Origin of the sequence: Plantactinospora siamensis (assembly GCF_042434095.1) — a bacterium.
Lineage (GTDB): Bacteria > Actinomycetota > Actinomycetes > Mycobacteriales > Micromonosporaceae > KBS50.
Genome location: NZ_JBHLUE010000017.1, coordinates 53,949 through 70,627, shown reverse-complemented (window position 1 = coordinate 70,627; position 16,679 = coordinate 53,949). Strand labels below are relative to the sequence as shown.

General features: G+C 72.8%; 13 protein-coding genes and 1 riboswitch. Of the genes, 7 read left to right on the top strand and 6 right to left on the bottom strand.

Going from position 1 to position 16,679, the window contains the following annotated elements; all coding sequences use genetic code 11:
• Positions 1-268: 268 nt before the first annotated feature.
• A riboswitch (cyclic di-AMP (ydaO/yuaA leader) is annotated at positions 269-408 on the bottom strand.
• Between the two features lie 393 nt (positions 409-801).
• Positions 802-1,287, top strand: coding sequence for a hypothetical protein (locus ACFFHU_RS20805; RefSeq protein WP_377341367.1), 486 nt, complete (start codon positions 802-804; stop codon positions 1,285-1,287).
• 300 nt (positions 1,288-1,587) lie between these two features.
• Here ACFFHU_RS20805 and ACFFHU_RS20800 read toward each other — a convergent pair whose 3' ends face one another.
• Positions 1,588-2,373: a hypothetical protein gene (locus ACFFHU_RS20800; RefSeq protein ID WP_377341366.1), complete on the bottom strand. Its 786-nt coding sequence runs from the start codon at positions 2,371-2,373 to the stop codon at positions 1,588-1,590.
• Between the two features lie 394 nt (positions 2,374-2,767).
• Positions 2,768-3,403, bottom strand: a complete 636-nt coding sequence (locus ACFFHU_RS20795) for a hypothetical protein (protein ID WP_377341364.1) — start codon at positions 3,401-3,403, stop codon at positions 2,768-2,770.
• 222 nt (positions 3,404-3,625) lie between these two features.
• Between ACFFHU_RS20795 and ACFFHU_RS20790 the strand changes: the two genes are divergently transcribed.
• Positions 3,626-4,378, top strand: a complete 753-nt coding sequence (locus tag ACFFHU_RS20790; RefSeq protein ID WP_377341362.1) for a lysozyme — start codon at positions 3,626-3,628, stop codon at positions 4,376-4,378.
• Positions 4,379-4,599: 221 nt separating this feature from the next.
• On the opposite strand, the gene ACFFHU_RS20785 is transcribed toward ACFFHU_RS20790, so the two are convergent.
• From ACFFHU_RS20785 to ACFFHU_RS20775, 3 genes are all read right to left on the bottom strand, one after another.
• Positions 4,600-5,937: an acyltransferase family protein gene (locus ACFFHU_RS20785; protein WP_377341361.1), complete on the bottom strand. Its 1,338-nt coding sequence runs from the start codon at positions 5,935-5,937 to the stop codon at positions 4,600-4,602.
• A gap of 123 nt (positions 5,938-6,060) precedes the next feature.
• Positions 6,061-8,466, bottom strand: a complete 2,406-nt coding sequence (locus tag ACFFHU_RS20780; RefSeq protein WP_377341359.1) for a glycoside hydrolase family 3 protein — start codon at positions 8,464-8,466, stop codon at positions 6,061-6,063.
• 254 nt (positions 8,467-8,720) lie between these two features.
• Positions 8,721-10,229 carry an MFS transporter gene (locus tag ACFFHU_RS20775; protein WP_377341357.1) on the bottom strand — a complete coding sequence of 503 codons (1,509 nt, stop codon included), beginning with the start codon at positions 10,227-10,229 and terminating at the stop codon, positions 8,721-8,723.
• Between the two features lie 187 nt (positions 10,230-10,416).
• On the opposite strand from ACFFHU_RS20775, the gene ACFFHU_RS20770 reads away from it, so the two are divergent.
• Positions 10,417-10,986, top strand: coding sequence for a hypothetical protein (locus ACFFHU_RS20770; protein ID WP_377341356.1), 570 nt, complete (start codon positions 10,417-10,419; stop codon positions 10,984-10,986).
• Here the strand turns inward: ACFFHU_RS20770 and ACFFHU_RS20765 are convergent.
• Positions 10,979-11,665 (bottom strand): Tat pathway signal sequence domain protein, encoded by a 687-nt coding sequence (locus ACFFHU_RS20765; protein WP_377341354.1) that lies wholly within the window; start codon positions 11,663-11,665, stop codon positions 10,979-10,981. The two genes, ACFFHU_RS20770 and ACFFHU_RS20765, sit on opposite strands and share 8 nt — an antisense overlap.
• Positions 11,666-12,324: 659 nt before the next feature.
• Between ACFFHU_RS20765 and ACFFHU_RS20760 the strand changes: the two genes are divergently transcribed.
• The 4 genes from ACFFHU_RS20760 (at position 12,325) to ACFFHU_RS20745 (ending at position 16,678) form a co-directional block, all read left to right on the top strand.
• Positions 12,325-13,080: a TetR/AcrR family transcriptional regulator gene (locus ACFFHU_RS20760; protein WP_377341353.1), complete on the top strand. Its 756-nt coding sequence runs from the start codon at positions 12,325-12,327 to the stop codon at positions 13,078-13,080.
• A gap of 49 nt (positions 13,081-13,129) precedes the next feature.
• A complete protein-coding gene (locus ACFFHU_RS20755; protein ID WP_377341351.1) occupies positions 13,130-13,933 on the top strand; it encodes a DUF6230 family protein in 804 nt (267 codons plus the stop codon).
• Positions 13,923-14,522, top strand: a complete 600-nt coding sequence (locus tag ACFFHU_RS20750; RefSeq protein WP_377341349.1) for a DUF6114 domain-containing protein — start codon at positions 13,923-13,925, stop codon at positions 14,520-14,522. The genes ACFFHU_RS20755 and ACFFHU_RS20750 overlap by 11 nt, the downstream gene beginning before the upstream one ends.
• A 206-nt stretch (positions 14,523-14,728) precedes the next feature.
• On the top strand, positions 14,729-16,678 hold the full coding sequence (locus tag ACFFHU_RS20745; RefSeq protein ID WP_377341348.1) for an APC family permease: 1,950 nt from the start codon (positions 14,729-14,731) through the stop codon (positions 16,676-16,678).
• Position 16,679: the final 1 nt, after the last annotated feature.

Here is a 16,679-nt window from a genome sequence, read left to right as displayed (position 1 = left end):
ACGGGCACGCGACGGTGCCCGGGGCGGACCTCGATTGGCTCGGTTCGAACGTCCCGCGGACCGGATGGCCGGCGGCGGGAGGTCAGAGTTGCGGGGGTCCGGGGGGAGCGCCGCCGCGGGGGTGGAACAGCCGTGTTCGCGTCGGGTAGCTGGCTCGGCGGATCAGCCTCGGATCAGGACGCCACTCCGGCCGGAGCGGTCTCGGACACGGACGCGGACACAGCGATCAGGATCGGGGGAACCCGCGGGGGCGAGCGGTGCACCAACGTTCTCCTTCCACAACCGCCTACCGGGTTAGCTGACGGATTCGGGCGGGAAAGATCGCCCTACCACGGGCGCGATGCCCATGGATTCACCCCGAAATAATTGGGTCCCCGGCTCGTGTGAACGACTAAGCGGATCTGCGCCGGCGGTCCCCGGATCGGCGACCTGCACACCGGCCAGACGCGACGACACTACTGGCCCCTCTTATTCCTGCCAACCCCACCCAGCTGCTAAAACAGTGACGGGGGTCGCGTCGGAGAAGGAAAGACCGCCGGTTTTCCACCGCCTGCCCAGATTGATTTCGGGCGTTGGTTTATCCGATTGATCGAGGGCCACATCCGGCCGAAGGCGTCGAGATCACAATGACCGGGCAGAATCGGTACGGGAGCATCGCCGGCCACATCCGTCACAGCTCATTCGTTCCGTCACACCCGTCCGCGGCGTAACGCCGGCACCGGGCGGCCACGCGTACGGCCGAGTAGAATTCGCTGGCGGTGCCGATCGGTTCGCACCGGCGGCGGAACGGCGGTGCACGGGATGAGCGAGACGGGCGTACGCCTCGACTCGGACGGGGTCGGCGGGGTGCGGCCGGTTCCCCGCTGGGTGGCGCCGGTGTTCGGCCTGCTGGCCGCGTTCACCCTCCCCTGGGTGGCGTACCTCGCCGCCACCCTGCCGGCGCACACCGTGACGGTCCACTACCGGCTGGCCTGGGTGGGTTTCGACGCCGGGCTCGTCCTCGCGCTCACCCTGACCGCCGTCCAGGCTTACAACGGGCACCGCCGGGTGGCGCTGGGCGCCGCCGCGACCGCGACCATGCTGGTCGTGGACGCCTGGTTCGACGTCACGACCACCCCGCGCGGCCCGGACCTGCTGGTGTCGGTGCTGCTGGCGCTGGGAGTCGAGCTGCCCCTGGCCGCGCTCTGCCTGTGGATCGCCTGGCACAGCGACCGGGTGGTCGAGCGCCGACTGCGACAACTGGCCCTGCGCGCCCGCCGCCCCCCACCCCCACCCCGCCGCCGCTAACCCCCACCCCCGCCCGCCCCCACCCACCCGCCCCGCCCGCCCCGCCCGCCCGCCCCGCCCGCGCGATCTTGCACTTTTGGCCCCGGCAAAACGGGTCTTTCGGCGCATATGGCCGGCCAAAAGTGCAAGATCGCCGGGCGGCCGGCGGGGCGGCGGTGGGGCCGGCATGCGGCGGGGAGGGGCGGCGGGGTTCGGCGAGCGGCGTGCCGGGCGCCGGGCGGCGAGCGGCCCCGGGATCAGCCGGCCCGGGCGGACCAGCGGCACGGGACCAGCCGGCCCGGGCGGGCCAGCGGCACGGGATCAGCCAGCCCGGGCGGCGCGCCAACGGGCGGCAGCCGAGCCGGCCGAAGCCGGCGACGGCGACGGCGTAGGGCTCGCGGACGCCGGCTGGAGGACGGGCGTCGGCCGGAGCCGCCGCCGGGCCCGGACCGGCGTGCGGGCCCGCTCGGCGGCCGCGTACGCCTCGGCGCGCAGGCTGCGGGCGGCCGCGAGGGCCGTGCCGGCCTCCCGCCAGGTGGACCGCTCCCGTTCCGCGGCCGAGCGGTACGTGGTCAGCAGGTCGGCGTGGATCGCGCGGCGCAGGGCCAGCTCCTGATCGGCCGGGTGCAGCCGCGGGTCCCAACCGTTGCGGTTGCTGAGCGCGTCGATGGCACTCGCCGCCGACAGCTCCCCTCGCCAGTAGGCGGCCATCGCGGCCCGGTGCAGGTACCGCTCCCGGTCGGCGTACTCGGCGGGGGTGCGCAGGGTGGCCGGCGCCGGGAAGGCGGGTACGGCCGACAGCCGGTCCAGCTCGGCCGCGGACTCCTCGACGGCCGACCAGGACCGGTCCAGCACCTCCTGAGCGGTCAGCCAGGCCGCTCGGCGCCGGCTGGCGGTCACCGCTGCCCGCTCGGCGGCCACCGCGACCTCGCCGGCGTACCGGGCGGCTTCCGCGGTGGCGGGGCCGGGCCGAGCGTCGCCGCCCGATCTCCGGCCGGCCCGCCGAGACAGGGACAGGGCCAGCGTGCCGATCAGCCCCATCAGGGCCAGCCAGATCATCGCCGCCTGGGCGACGTTTTCCGCGAACGTGAACAGGGCCTTTTCCATCTTCGACACCTCTGGCTCGATGAGGCGGTCAACAGCGGTCCTCCACCTGATGGGGGATCGACCGCACGGGTTGCGGGGCACGGGGGGGCGCCCGCTGCGGCGTACCGGCGGGCCGGACGTCGCGGAACGCAAGGGGATCCGGGATGCGGGTGCGGCGGCCGCCGGACGGCTGCCGGCCGCCGCGCTCGGCGCGGCGGCGGAGGCCAACGACAGCCCGCTCGGCGCGGCGGCGGAGGCCAATGACAGCCCGCTCGGCGCGGCGGCGGAGGCCAACGACAGCCCGCTCGGCGCGGCGGCGGAGGCCAATGACAGCCCGCGCGGCGCGACAGCGGTGGCCAATGACCGCCCGCTCGGCGTGACGGCGGTGGCCGGTGGCCGGTGGTCGCCCGCCCGCTCAGCGCAGCGGCGGTGCCCGCTGGGTGTCGGGGCGGGAGCGGTCACGCCCGGGGGCGGACGACGTGCCGACGCGCGTGCCGGACGGTGCGGCGGCGCCGATCCGCGCGGACCGGTCGGTGGCCGGCAGAATCGGGTGACCCGGTCCGACCTCGGAATGGCGGTTGGCGGCACCAGACCGGACGGTCACGCCGGACGCGCCGAACGCGCCGGTCGGAACCGCAACGACGGCGGTCCGAGCCGCGACGACGGCGGGCCGGGCCGCAGTGACGGCGGGCCGGACCGCAACGATGGCGGGCCGGACCGCAACGACGACGGGCCGGACCATGGTCCCGGCGAAGGCGGTGGCGAGGGAGCGGTCGGCGTCGGCGGTCACGGTGGCCACGGTGGCCGCTGCGGTCAGCCAGCCGCCCGGCAGGACGGCCGCGGCGCCGGCCGGCTGCCCGGCGGCCGGGGCGGACCGGGCGGCGTCGGCGCGATCGGCCTCGAGCTGGCCGGCGTCCACCCCGAACGCGAACAGCAGGGCCGCGGCGGCGAACCCGGTGGCGTACCGGATCGCGCGCAGGATCAGGGAACCGAGCTCCGGCATCGCCGTCCGTCCGATCGGGACCGGACGGTCGGCCAGGGCGCGGTTCATCGTGCCAACCTACCGCGAACCGGACCGGACGGCAGCGTCGCCACGCCGCGCCGCGCGGGCAACGGCGTGGCCGTCACCGGGTCGACCGCGCCCCACACATCGTCGTAGGGAAAATCTTCAATGTAACTATTGAAATTTTGTTCCAAGCGTGACCTAATTGCTGGCGGATCCTTTCACCCCCAGCAGCCGCTCCGGCGGCCCACCCCCATCTGGGAGGCTTCAATGGTCTCGTTCCACCGACTGCGCCGGTTCACCCGAGCCGGACTGTCGACGGCGCTCGTCGCGCTGACGGCCGCCGCGGCGACCGCCTTCGGCGCCGGCCCGGCTCAGGCCGCACCCGGCGGCCTGCCGGGCATGGACGTCTCCGGCTACCAGGGCAACGTCAACTGGTCGGCCGCCTACAGCAACGGCGCACGGTTCGCCTACATCAAGGCGACCGAGGGTACGGGCTACACCAACCCGTACTTCGCGCAGCAGTACAACGGGTCGTACAACGTCGGCATGATCCGCGGGGCGTACCACTTCGCCCTGCCGGACCGGTCCGCCGGTTCCACCCAGGCCGACTACTTCGTCAACCACGGCGGCGGCTGGTCGAAGGACGGCAAGACGCTGCCGGGCGCGCTCGACATCGAGTACAACCCGTACGGCGCCACCTGCTTCGGCCTCTCGCAGGCCAGCATGCGCAGCTGGATCGCCTCGTTCGTGAACGAGTACCACGCCCGCACCGGCCGGTGGGCGACCATCTACACCACCACCGACTGGTGGAGCACCTGCACCGGCAACACCTCGCAGTTCGCCGCCAACGACCCGCTGTGGATCGCGCGGTACTCCAGCAGCGTCGGCACGCTGCCGGCCGGCTGGGGCACGTACTCCTTCTGGCAGTGGGCGTCCTCGGGGACGTTCCCCGGCGACCAGGACGTCTGGAACGGCACGCTGGACCGGCTGAAGGTGCTCGCCTGCAACGGCGCCTGCTGACATCCGCGTTCCGCCGGGCGGGCGCCGCGACGATCGCGGCGCCCGCCCCTTCGTGCCCCCGGGGCCCCGCGGGGTCCCGCGGCGCTCCACGGCGCGCAGCGGCGCCCGGCGGCGCCCGGCGGCGCGTTGGTCAAGAGAGCTGCGGCCAAAGAACGCCGTCCGGTGACGCGAACCTCGTGATCAACACGGGGTGGGCCCGGGGGCGCGGGGTGGGGATGGGGTTACGGGAGAGGGAGAGGGTCGGCGGCCCGGCGCGGGGACGGCACGGACGGTGATCCCGGCGACTCGGCGGCCACGAGGCGCGAGCCCGGCGACTCGACAACCACGGGACGCGAGCCCGGCGACTCGACAACCACGGGACGCGCGCTGGGCGATTGGGCGGCCACGGAGTGGGGCTCGGGCGGCGAGACGGCGGCCGCTGCAGGCGTCGACCCGGCCGACCGGCCCGCCGGCGCCGGTCGGCGGCGCGGGCCGAGCAGGCGCATCATCGGGGTCTCGACGAACCGGTGCAGCAGCGCGGCCAGCGCCAGGTTCAGCAGCAGGAAGCCGACCGCGGCGAGCGGGCCCCACCAGCCGGGGAAGCCGCGCGGCCGGCCGAGCTGGCCCAGCACGGTGGTGACCACGAAGACGTGCACGAGGTAGTAGGCGAAGGAGACCTCACCGAGCCAGCGCATCGGCCGGGAGCGCCACGGGGACCGGGCGCCGCGGACGTCCGCGTCGGCCGCGGCCGCGATGACCAGGATGTACGCCACGGCCAGCAGGGTGGTCCACAGCTGCGCCGGCACCAGCGTGGCGCACCCGACCCAGGTGGCCAGGAAGACCCCCGTCGCCGGCCACAGACCGGGCCCGCGCCACCGGCCGCGCGCCATCAGCTCACCGGCGGCCACCCCCAGCCAGAACTCCAGCGACCGGACCGGCGGGAAGACCTGGGTGAACCACCACCGGTCGGCCGCGGGCAGCAGGTGCTGGGCCGGCCAGAGCGCCAGGATCAGCAGCGGTACGGCGACCACCACGCCATAGAGGACGCCCACCCGGGCCCGGCGCACCAGCGGCAGCGCCAGGGGCAGGCACAGATAGAAGAACAGCTCGCAGCTCAGCGACCAGCTCACGGTGTTGATGCTGTAGAACCAGCCCAGCCTGGGCGTCCAGGTCTGCAGCAGCAGCAGGTTGGTGAGCGCCACCCATGGGTCGTGCGCGCGGCCCAGATAGAGTCCGAAGAGGAGCACCACGGCCCACATGACCACGTGGTTCGGATAGATCTTGGCGAACCGGCGCCGCCAGAAGGTGCGCCACCGCTCCCCCGGCCGGGCCGACCAGACCAGCACGAAGCCGCTGAGGATGAAGAAGAACTGCACGCCGGAGAGCCCGAGCGTGAAGACCTTGTCGCTGACCACCTTGATCCCCGGGTCGGCGATCACGTGCATGGTCCCGACGTGGAAGCCGAAGACCAGCATGGCGCCGATCCAGCGAAGTCCGGTCAGCGAGGGCAGCCGGCTGGCGGGGGTGGTCGGGCGCCCAGCGGGAACCGTCGAGCGCGTGTCGGGGGTGGTCGAGCCCATGGCGGGTCACCCTAACGGGCCGGCCGCCTCCGTGTTGTCGATCATGGAGTTGTGGTGTCCGTTGAACACCGGTGTGCGGCATTCGCCAGGCACCACAACTCCATGATCGTCACCAACAGGTGATTATGCCGACACCCGCCGCAGCAGGGTGAACGCCCGTACCGCGTCTCCGGACTGCAGCGCGTGGTCGGCGTCCGCGATCAGGCTGGCGGCATTCGCCGGCGCGATCCCGTTGACCACGGCGGCCTGCGCCTGGTCCCTGGCCACCGAGACGATGGCCGCGGCCAGCGCCGACGTGTCCGTCCGGGCCGAGCGCAGCTCGGCCAGCGCCGCGGCGAGCGACCGCAGGGTCGCGGGCCGGGGCGTACCGGTCGAGGTCCACCCGTTGCGGCCCAGCGCGTCGGTGAGGTCCCGAAGCGCGGCGCGGACCGCCCGATCCCGGGAGTCACTCCGGGCGTTGCGGACCGCCTCGGTGAGCCGGTCCCGCGCCGCGTCGGTCCGCAGGCCCCAGCCGTACGGGTACTGCGGCTGGTAGTTGGCGTCACCCACGTTGATCGGCACCTGCGCGGCGTCCCGTGGCCAGGTCACCGACAGTTGGCCGGTGAACGGCCGCCGGCCGAACAGCACGTCCGCCACCCCGGCGCCCTCGCTGCCCGGAAGCCACGAGGCGACCAGCGAGTCGATCTCGCCGAGCTGGTCGCTCAGCACCTGCGGCCGCCCGGACACCACCAGCACGACGCACTTGGCGATGGCGGCACAGACCTTGTCCACCACGGCCTTGTCCCCCGGCTGCAGGCTGAGCGACTTCTCCTCCTGCTGCGGCGTGGTGCACCAGCCGCACTCCGGACCGCCGACGTCGCCGTAGCCCTCGGCGTACGGGGTCTCCCCCACCACCACGACGCCCACGTCGGCGCCCGCGGTGGGCGCCGAGGCGTCGGCGCTGTACGTCACCTGGGCGCCCGGCGCCACCTGGTGGATGCCCTCCAGGATCGAGGTGCCCGGAATGGCGTCCTGGCCGGACTGGCCCTGCCAGGTGATGGTCCAGCCGCCGGCCTGGTTACCCAGGTCGTCGGCGTTGCGGCCGGCCACGTACAGCTTGGCGTTGCGGCGCAGCGGCAGCACGTTCCCGCTGTTCTTCAACAGCACCTGCGACTTCGCTGCGGCCTCCCGGGCCAACGCCCGGTGCGCCGGGCTGCCCACCTGGTCGACGTTGTCGGCCGACGCGTACGGGTGCTCGAAGAGGCCCAGCTGGAACTTCTTGCGCAGGATCCGGCGCACCGCGTCGTCGATCCGGGCCTGGCTGACCCGGCCGGCGTTGACCTCGGCCAACAGCAGGTCCTCGAACTGCTTGGCGGTGTTGGGCTCCATGAACATGTCGATGCCGGCGTTCACCCCGGTCCGCACCTTGTACGCGGTGAGGCCGCCGTTGTCCGGCTCGGCCGGGTCCGGGATCTGGTGGATGCCCTCCCAGTCCGAGATGACGAAGCCGTCGAAGCCGATCTTCCGCTTGAGCACGTCGGTGATCAGCTCGCGGTTCGCGTGCATCTTGGTGGGATTGCCCACCCCGTCCTCGGTCCAGTCCACACTGGAGAACGACGGCATCACGCTGCCGACGTCGTGCCGGTGCACCGCGGCCACGTACGGGGCCAGATCGATCCGGGCGAAGTCGGCCCGGTTGGTGACCGTGACGCCCTGGTCGATCGGATACTTCTGGTCGTACCAGGGCTTGCCCTCGTTCGACTGGGCGATCTCGGTGTTGTACTCGGTGTCGCCGTCGCCCGCGTAGTGCTTGGCGGTGGCCAGCACCCGGTCGGCGTCGTCGAGCTGGCCCGGCCGGCTGCCCTGGAGGCCGTCGATGACGCTTTCCATGCGCACCACCAGGGCCGGGTCCTCGCTGAAGCTCTCGTAGCTGCGGCCCCACCGCTCGTCGCGGGTGACGCAGACGCACGGCGCGAAGTCCCACGGGATCCCGGTGGCCCGCACCTCGGCCGCGGTGGCGTGCCCCACCCGCTCGGCCAGCCCGGGGTCCCGGGTGGCGCCGAGGCCGATGTTCTGCGGAAATACGGTGGCGCCGTACACGTTGCCGTGCCCGTGCACCGCGTCGATGCCATAGATCATCGGGATGTGCAGCCGGGTGCTCAGCGCCTGCTCCTGGTACCGGTTGACCATCTCGACCCAGGCGGCCGGCGTGTTGCTGGCCGGCGTCGAGCCCCCGCCGGACAGCACCGAGCCGAGCTGCCACTGGGCGACCAGCGTCGGATCGGCGTCCACCGCGGCCCGCTCGGCCTGGGTCATCTGGCCGATCTTCTCGGTCAGGGTCATCCGGCGCAGCAGGTCCTCGACCCGCTGGTCGACCGGGCGGTGGGCGTCAAGGTAGAGGGGGGATCCGGCGCCAGCGGCGCCGGTGGTGGCGGTCGGTCCGGTCGCGGCGCCGGCGGCCTGCGCCGGCACCAGCGAGGTGACCAGGGCGCCGATGCCGACCAGTGCGGCAAGTCCGCGCCTGGGACGCCACCCGAAGGGTGATCGCATGTCGGTCCTCTCCGGGGGTGGCGGACGCCCGGCGACCCCTGCGGTGCCGGACCAACCCTCCCCCGCTACCGATCGATCTTTGCCACCGTTTCCGGAATCCGTCAACATTCTTGCCGATTGATTTCGGGCGCGCTCCCACCACGCGGCCGTCGCCGGCGCGTCGGCCGCCCCACACGCCGAGTATCGGCCGGGCGCGGCGAAGCGGCCCGCGCCGAGGGGCGCGGGCCGCTTCCGAGCTGGTACGGCCGCCGGGGTCAGGCCGGGGCCGCCCCCGAGGGCAGGTCGGTGGAGGAGCCGGTCCGCTGCCGCGGCACGTCGTCGCCGGCGTCCTCCGCGCTGAGCGGCGTGGCGATGTCCTCCAGCGACTTCCGCTCGGCGTTGATGCCGAGGAACGCGGCCACGATCCCGCCGGCGATCATCACGAGGGCGCCGACCACGAACGCCAGCACGGTGTCTCCCACCTTGCCGGTGCTCACCAGCTTCGAGAAGATCAGCGGGCCGGTGATGCCGCCCGCGGCGGTGCCCAGCGCGTAGAAGAACGCGATGGCCAGCGCCCGGGTCTCCATCGGGAAGATCTCGCTCACCGTCAGGTAGGCGGCGCTCGCCCCGCAGGAGGCGAAGAAGAGCACCACGCACCAGCAGGCCGTCATCGTGGTGCCGTTCAGCACCCCGGCGTTGAACAGCAGCGCCGTGCCCAACAGCAGCAGACCGGACAGGATGTACGTGCCGGCGATCATGATCCGCCGCCCGACGGTGTCGAACAGCTTGCCCAACAGCAGCGGGCCGGCCAGGTTGCCCAGCGCGATCACCGCGAAGTAGTAGCCGGTCTTGCCGGACGGCACCTTGAAGAACGTCTCGAGGATCTGCGCGAACCCGAAGGTGATGGCGTTGTAGAGGAACGCCTGCCCGATAAAGAGCGAGAAGCCCAGGATCGCGCGCCGCGGATAGCGGGCGAACAGGGTGTGCGCGATCGTGAGGAAGCCGATCGACTTGCGCTGCCGGATCGTGATGGTCTGGTCGGCCTCCGCCAGGTCCTTGCCGGTCTCCCGCTCCACCTCCCGCTCGACGCCCGTGACCAGCTGTTCGGCCTCGTCGCCGCGGCCGTGGATGAACAGCCAGCGCGGGCTTTCCGGCACGTGCCGGCGGACCAGCAGGATGACCAGGCCGAGGACCACGCCGAGGCCGAAGGCCACCCGCCAGCCCACGTTCACCGGCAGGCCGTTGAGCAGCGGTACGGTCAGCAGCGCGCCGACCGCCGCGCCGGCCCAGAACGTGCCGTTGATGATCAGGTCGATCCGGCCGCGGTGCCGGGCCGGGATCAGCTCGTCGATGGCCGAGTTGATGGCCGCGTACTCGCCGCCGATGCCCATGCCGGTCAGGAACCGGAACAGGAAGAACCACCAGGAGTTGAAGGCCAGCGCGGTCAGCGCGGTGGCCGCCAGATAGACGGCCAGCGTGATGAGGAAGAGCTTCTTGCGGCCGAGCCGGTCGGTCAGCCAGCCGAAGAAGAGCGCGCCGACGCAGGCGCCCGCCACATAGAGCGCCGCGGCCAGGCCGGTGATCTGCGACTGGCTGATCGACAGGCCGCTGCCGGGCTTGGAGATCGCGCCGGAGAGGTTACCGACGATCGTCACCTCGAGGCCGTCGAGGATCCAGACGGTGCCCAGGCCGATGACGATCATCCAGTGCCAGCGGGACCAGGGCAGCCGGTCCAACCGTGCGGGCACATTGGTGCGGATTGTGCCGGTCGATGCGTCGCTCATCGCGACGCCCCAACGGGTTCGATGATCTCCGGCCCCGCCCCGTCGCGGGCGGCCGGCGCGCTCAGCTCGTTCATGACCGGGGCAGTTGCCCAGCTCACGCTCGCGCTAATCGTCCGTCGGCCCAGATCACAGAGAGCGATCGAAACGCCACCGAAGGTGCGGCGCCGGGCGCCGGCATAATGCTCCGGTGGACACGACGAGCGGCCCGGACGACGGCGCCGAGGTGGCGGCCTCGCTCGCCGAGCGGCTGTCCCGGTTGACGTTCCTGGAGCGGAGCACCGACGAGGTGACCGAACTGCTGGCCGAGGCGGTGGCCGGCTGGGGCCGGGAACGCGGCTGGCGGGTCTACCGCCGGGCCGCCAGCGTGCTGCCGCTGCCGCCGCCGTACGAGCACCGGCGGTCCGTGGTCGACGTGGCCTGCGCCCGGCCCGACGGGCGGCCCGTGGTGATCGAGATCGACCACGGGAGCCGGCGCCGGTCGGTGGCGAAGCTGCTCGCCGAGGCGGCCGCCGGCCGGGTGGCCGTGTGGGTCCGCTGGGGCGAGCGCCCGGCCGAGCGGCCACCCGACCCGGTCCGCCTGGTCACCGTGCCGGTGACCGGCCGCCGGTCGGTCGCCGGGGAGCGGCGGTACTCCCGGGTCCCGGCGACCGACCGGCCACCGCCCCCGCACACCGGGCCGGCCCCGGCCGGCGCCGAACAGGACGGCCTGTTCGGCGCCGGAGCGGAGCCCGGGGAGGACCGCCCGGGTGTCAGTTGACGTAGATGTTCGGGCTGCCCGTACGGCTGACGTCCGTGATCGGCCCGTAGCTGGCCGTGAAGTAGCCGTTGGCGAAGCAGGTGCCAGGCCCGGAGGTCCGGTTGAACTGCTGGTTGGTGAAGCTGATCGACAGCGACGCGTTGGACGCGGCGCCGGTCAACGTGTTGCCGTTGGCCTGGTAGGCGCAGGTGATGTTGCCGAGCAGCGTCTTGAGCACGATCGTGGTCTGGATCGGCTTGGCGGCTGTACCCGTGATCTTCACGGTGCCGCCGCTGGCCACGGTGGTGGCGTACGGCAGGTTGCCGACGGTGATGCTGGCGACGCCGGTCGTGCCGATCACGTTGCTGGTGCAGCTGCTGGCCGTGAAGGTCTGCGAGGTGAGCGACTCGGTGGCCGTGCCGGGGGCCGGCGGGTTGGCGGTGATGGTGGCCGAGAAGCTCGACGCCGAGCACTTGATCCCGGTCGTGCCGGTCGCCGACGAGTAGAAGTTTGCCGTGGTGCCGGTCTTCAGGCTGGCGTTGGCCACGTCGCCGACCGGGACGTTCGTCCCGCCGGCGCTGCCGTACGTCAGCACGTCGACCGCCTGGGTGGATCCGCCGGCGGCGACCGCCGGACCGGCGGCCACGACGGCGAGGAGCGTGCCCGCCGCGACGGCGGCGAGGCGTCCGTACCGTTGCATGATGTCTTCCCTTCGTCCGGGGGCTGGATGGAGCGGCGGTGATCGGCCCGGTGCGGCCGCAGGCGGTCGAGCCGGGACGTGTACGTCAGCCGCCGGAGGCGGCTATCGCGGCGGTGAGTTCGGCGAGGCTCGGGTCGATGGCCAGCGAGGTGTTGTTCGGGCCGAAGACGACGGCGTTGCGACCGTCCGCGGAGGGCAGCCCGAAGGCCCACTGTCATGTTCGCTCCTCACCTGTGCTGGGTGCGCGATGGCGGGCCCGGCCGGGCTGCCCCTGGACGTGCGGCATCGCGGCCGGGCGGGTGGACCGGTTCAGGGCGGTCGGGATCCGCTGCGCCGGCTCGGCAGGCTGGCGGGTTTCGGCCAGCGCAGGGCGGAGCCGGCCCGTGTCCGGGCCCGGATGAGCTGGTTGGCGTGTCGGAAGCCGCCGCGGGACTGACCGTGGGCTCAGGCTGTGGCGCCGCGGCTGCGCCGCGTCACCTGTCGCTTTCCGGCCTTGGTGGTCGAGAGACCGTCGGCCATACTGAGGACCATCAGCCCTCCCTCGGCACATGTTGGTCCCGGTCCCCGGTTACCACTGGTGTCGCCTCCGGGACTGACCGTGGGGAAGTTATAAACCTCGGAGAGTCGCAAAGTCAAGCACATCAGACTCAGGGAGATCGATGTCCACGGCCATCTTCAGCGGCGCCTCCGACTCGACCGCCCCCCTGCCGGGCGCCCGCGAGGGGCGGGACCCCAGCCGGGCGATCAAGCGCGGGCCGCGGCGCCAGCCGGCGGAGGTCGTCGCCGCCACGCAGCGGGACCGCCTCTTCGACGGCCTGGTGCACACGGTGGCCGAGAAGGGGTACGCGAACGCCCGGGTGAGCGACATCTGCCAGGCCGCCGGCGTCACCCGCCCCGCCTTCTACGCGCTGTTCGAGGGCAAGGAGGACGCCTTCCTGGCCACCTATCGGCACGGGACCGGGGTGCTGCTGCGGATGATGGAGTCGGCGTACGCGGAGGCGGCGGACTGGCGGGACGGCGCCCGCCGCGCCCTGCGGGTGCTGCTCGACGTGCTGGCCAGCGTGCCCGCCTTCGCCACCATGGCCATCGTCGAGATCGATGCCGTCGGCCCCGCGGCCCGGCGGGAGCGGGACGCGCTGCTCGAGAAGTTCCACGCGTTCTTCGCGGAGGCACGGCCCAGGCCCGACGTCGCGGCGCCGGACGAGCTGGTCGGATCCGTCGTGGGCGGGATCTACGCGACCATCCACCGGCGGGTTGCGGCCGGCCGGGTGGCGGACCTCCCAGCGCTGCTGCCGACGCTGACCTACTTCATGGCCGTGCCCTTCCTCGGCCGGTCGGGCGCCGCCCGAGAGGCCATCACCGCGGCGGACGGCGGCGGTTCCCCGGCCACCGCCCCGTGCGCCGCGCCGTCCTGACGATATCGTCGCAGGTCAGAAATCAGCGAGGTTTCTGATCATTTTAAAATTGATCGCGATCTTGTTTGATCGTTGTTTCAAGCTATTGACCGACGTGGTACCGAGCGGTAACTTCCAGCGTATTGGAGTCGCTCGGAAGCGCCGCCGAAACCACAAGGACCGCATCGGCCGACGACCATTCCGGACGACCCCGCCGATCCTTGCCGTGAAAGTGATCAAAGGGGGCCTCATGTCTTCCGCCGATGTTTCCGGATCGAGGGCTCCCGGCAAGGTGCGCTGGCGGCGCTTCGCCGGCATGCTGCTCACCGCCGGCGTGGCCGGCGGGGCACTGGCGATGCTGACCGCGCAGGGCGTCCTGGCCGCCCAGTTCTCGGTTTCCGGCATGCCGTTCACGGTCACCGCGGACAAGCTGTCAGGAACGGGTTTTGAACAGTTCGCCACGCTCGACCACATGATCGAGAACAGCCCCAACGAGGGCGACACCGGAGGGCAGTTGGTGCTCATCGTGTCGGCCATCGACCGGGCCGAACTCACCAATCTCTGCCAGAGCGTAAGCCTCGGCGGGATGAACCTGAAGATCACGGCGGGCGACAACGGAAAGGCCGTAACGGCGCACACCCTGGTGGTCGACTCCGACTCGATCACCGGCAACGCGTCCTTCGACGACATCGACATCGGCCAGGACGCGAGCACCCTGGACCGGGTGCCGGGCGTCAAGGGCAACCCCGGGGTCTTCGCCCAGCAGGCCCGGACGGTCACCATCCTCGACCTGCGACAGAACAACTACGCCACGACCGCGGCCGCGTTCAGCCTGCCGCACCTGCGGATGAGCTTCACCGACAGTGGCTGCTGAGCCCCTGGACGGCCGCCCCGGCGAGGTCGACCCGCGCCCTGAGCCCGCGGCCGACCCGCCGGCCGGCGATGCCGCGGCCGACCCGCCGGCCACCCAAGCCGAAGGCGACCCGCCAGCCGCCGAAGCGGCGGGTGACGCGAAGCCGCCGGACGGCGCCGGGCACCCGGCCGCCACCACCGGGTCGGGTAGCGTCCGGCTGGCCTGGCGCTCCTGGCGACGGTCCCGGCCCTTCTGGGGGGCGCTGCTGGTCATCCTGGGCGCGGCCGAGATCCTGACCTCGGTCCGCGCGCCGCTGCCGGTGATCCTGCACGTCGGCCCGCAGGGTCTGGCGGCCTACCTGGTGCCGCTCATGCTGCTGCTCTGCGGCGTCCTGCTGCTGGTGAACCCCGCACAGCGACTGTTCTACTCGGTCCTGGCCGTCGTGCTCGCCCTCGCCTCCTGGCTCACCTCCAACCTCGGCGGCTTCCTCGTGGGCCTGCTGCTGGGGATCCTTGGCGGCGCGCTCGCCTTCGCGTGGACCCCGATCCCGGGCCCCGGTGGCGCCGGCAGGCGCGACACCGCCGGCGCGCACCGCGCCGACCCCGCCTGATCCATAGCTCCCCGCGATCCTGCGCGAGCGCGATCCTGCGCGAGTGGCGGGCGGCTCGCGCGCGAGGTCGCGGTTGTTCCTATCGAAGGGCAAAGCGGGCTACGTCGGCCCCGCGCGTTTCGGCTCCCCCGCCGCCTCCGGTTTGTGACGATTGGCCGGGTAGGCGGCCGGCGGCGGGCCGGCGGGCGGCGACGGGGGCGTGACGGGTGGATCGGACGAAGGCGCGCCGAGCCCGCCGGCCCGCCCGACCCGTCCAGCGCTGGCTGCTGCAGGGACTCGGCCCCGAGCACAGCGGCCCGCACGCGGCGCCCGAGCCGGCCCACCAGCGGCGGTGGTGGCAGGTCATGTGCCTGACCGGCCTCGACTACTTCTCCACGCTCGGCTACCAGCCCGGCATCGCGGCGCTGGCCGCCGGCGCGGTCGCCCCGCTGGCCACCCTGGTGCTCGTGGCGCTCACGCTGCTCGGCGCGCTGCCCGTGTACCGCCGGGTGGCCCTGGAGAGCCCGCACGGCCAGGGCTCGATCGCGATGCTGGAACGGATCCTGCCGCGGTGGAGCGGGAAGTTCTTCGTGCTGGTCCTGCTCGGCTTCGCGGCCACGGACTTCATCATCACCATCACCCTGTCGGCCGCCGACGCCACCGCGCACGTCCTGGAGAACCCGTACCTGCCGGGCGGGCTGCGAGGCGCCCAGGTGCCGCTGACGCTGCTGCTCATCGCGTTGCTGGGCGCCGTCTTCCTGCGCGGCTTCCGGGAGGCCATCGGCATCGCCGTGGCGCTGGTCGGGGTCTACCTCGCGCTCAACGCCGTGGTCATCACCGTGTCCCTCGGGCAGCTGCTAACCCACCCGGCCGCGCTGGCCGCCTGGAAGGTCGCCCTGTTCCGGCAGCACCCGCACCCGCTGGGCATCGCGCTGGTGGCGCTGGTCGTGTTCCCCCGGCTCGCGCTCGGGCTCTCCGGGTTCGAGACCGGCGTGGCCGTGATGCCGCTGATCCGGGGGAAGCGCGGCGAGCAGCCACGCCGTCCCGAGGGCCGGATCCGCGGCGCCCGCCGGCTGCTCACCACGGCCGCCCTGATCATGTGCGTCTTCCTCGTCACCAGCAGCGTCGTCACCATCATGCTGATCCCGGCGCCCGAGTTCGCCGCGGGCGGGCGGGCCAACGGCCGCGCCCTCGCGTACCTGGCGCACGCCTATCTCGGCAACGGGTTCGGCACGGTCTATGACCTCAGCACCGTGCTGATCCTCTGGTTCGCCGGCGCCTCGGCGCTGGCCGGCCTGCTCAACCTCATCCCCCGCTATCTGCCCCGGTACGGCATGGCGCCCAACTGGGCCCGGGCGGTCCGACCGCTCACCCTGGTGCTCACCGGCATCTCGTTCCTGATCACCATCGTCTTCCGGGCCGACGTCACCGCGCAGGGCGGGGCGTACGCCACCGGAGTCCTGGTGCTGATCACCTCGGCCGCCGTGGCGGTCACGCTGTCGGCCCGGCGGCGCCGGCAGCGGCGGCAGGTGATCGCCTTCGCGGCCATCACGGCGGTGCTGGTCTACACCACCGCCGCCAACGTCTTCGAACGGCCGGACGGGGTGAAGATCGCGTCCCTGTTCATCCTCGGCATCGTGGGCACCTCGCTGCTGTCCCGCGCGCTGCGCGCCACCGAGCTGCGGATCAGCGAGGTGTCGTTGAGCAAACCGGCGCGCCGGCTGGTCGACGAGGCCGCGGCCCACGGCGAGCTGCGGATCTTCGCGAACGAGCCGCAGGGACGGGACGAGTCCGAATACCGGGCAAAGGCGGCCGAGGAGTGCGCCGACAACAACCTCGGGCCAAACCAGCCGGTGCTGTTCATGGAGGTGACGGTGCGGGACCCGTCGGAGTTCGAGGCGCACCTCACCGTGCACGGCGAGGAGCGGTACGGGTACCACATCCTGCGGATCGAGGGGCCGAGCGTGGCCAACGCGATCGCCGCGCTGCTGCTGCACCTGCGCGACCGTACGGGCCGGCTGCCGCATGTCTACTTCGACTGGGCCGAGGGCAACCCGGTGGCCCACCTGCTGCGCTATCTCTTCTTCGGCGACGGCGAGGTGGCGGTGGTGACCCGCGAGGTGCTGCGGCAGGCCGAGCCGGACCGCCGCCGGCGGCCGCACGTGCACGTCGGCTGAA

Coding starts and splice junctions, on each gene's coding strand:
- ACFFHU_RS20800 (WP_377341366.1), bottom strand. CDS start 2,373: ATGGAAAAGGCCCTGTTCACGTTCGCGGAAAACGTCGCCCAGGCGGCG.
- ACFFHU_RS20765 (WP_377341354.1), bottom strand. CDS start 11,665: ATGCAACGGTACGGACGCCTCGCCGCCGTCGCGGCGGGCACGCTCCTC.
- ACFFHU_RS20790 (WP_377341362.1), top strand. CDS start 3,626: ATGGTCTCGTTCCACCGACTGCGCCGGTTCACCCGAGCCGGACTGTCG.
- ACFFHU_RS20795 (WP_377341364.1), bottom strand. CDS start 3,403: ATGAACCGCGCCCTGGCCGACCGTCCGGTCCCGATCGGACGGACGGCG.
- ACFFHU_RS20760 (WP_377341353.1), top strand. CDS start 12,325: ATGTCCACGGCCATCTTCAGCGGCGCCTCCGACTCGACCGCCCCCCTG.
- ACFFHU_RS20805 (WP_377341367.1), top strand. CDS start 802: ATGAGCGAGACGGGCGTACGCCTCGACTCGGACGGGGTCGGCGGGGTG.
- ACFFHU_RS20775 (WP_377341357.1), bottom strand. CDS start 10,229: ATGAGCGACGCATCGACCGGCACAATCCGCACCAATGTGCCCGCACGG.
- ACFFHU_RS20785 (WP_377341361.1), bottom strand. CDS start 5,937: ATGGGCTCGACCACCCCCGACACGCGCTCGACGGTTCCCGCTGGGCGC.
- ACFFHU_RS20780 (WP_377341359.1), bottom strand. CDS start 8,466: ATGCGATCACCCTTCGGGTGGCGTCCCAGGCGCGGACTTGCCGCACTG.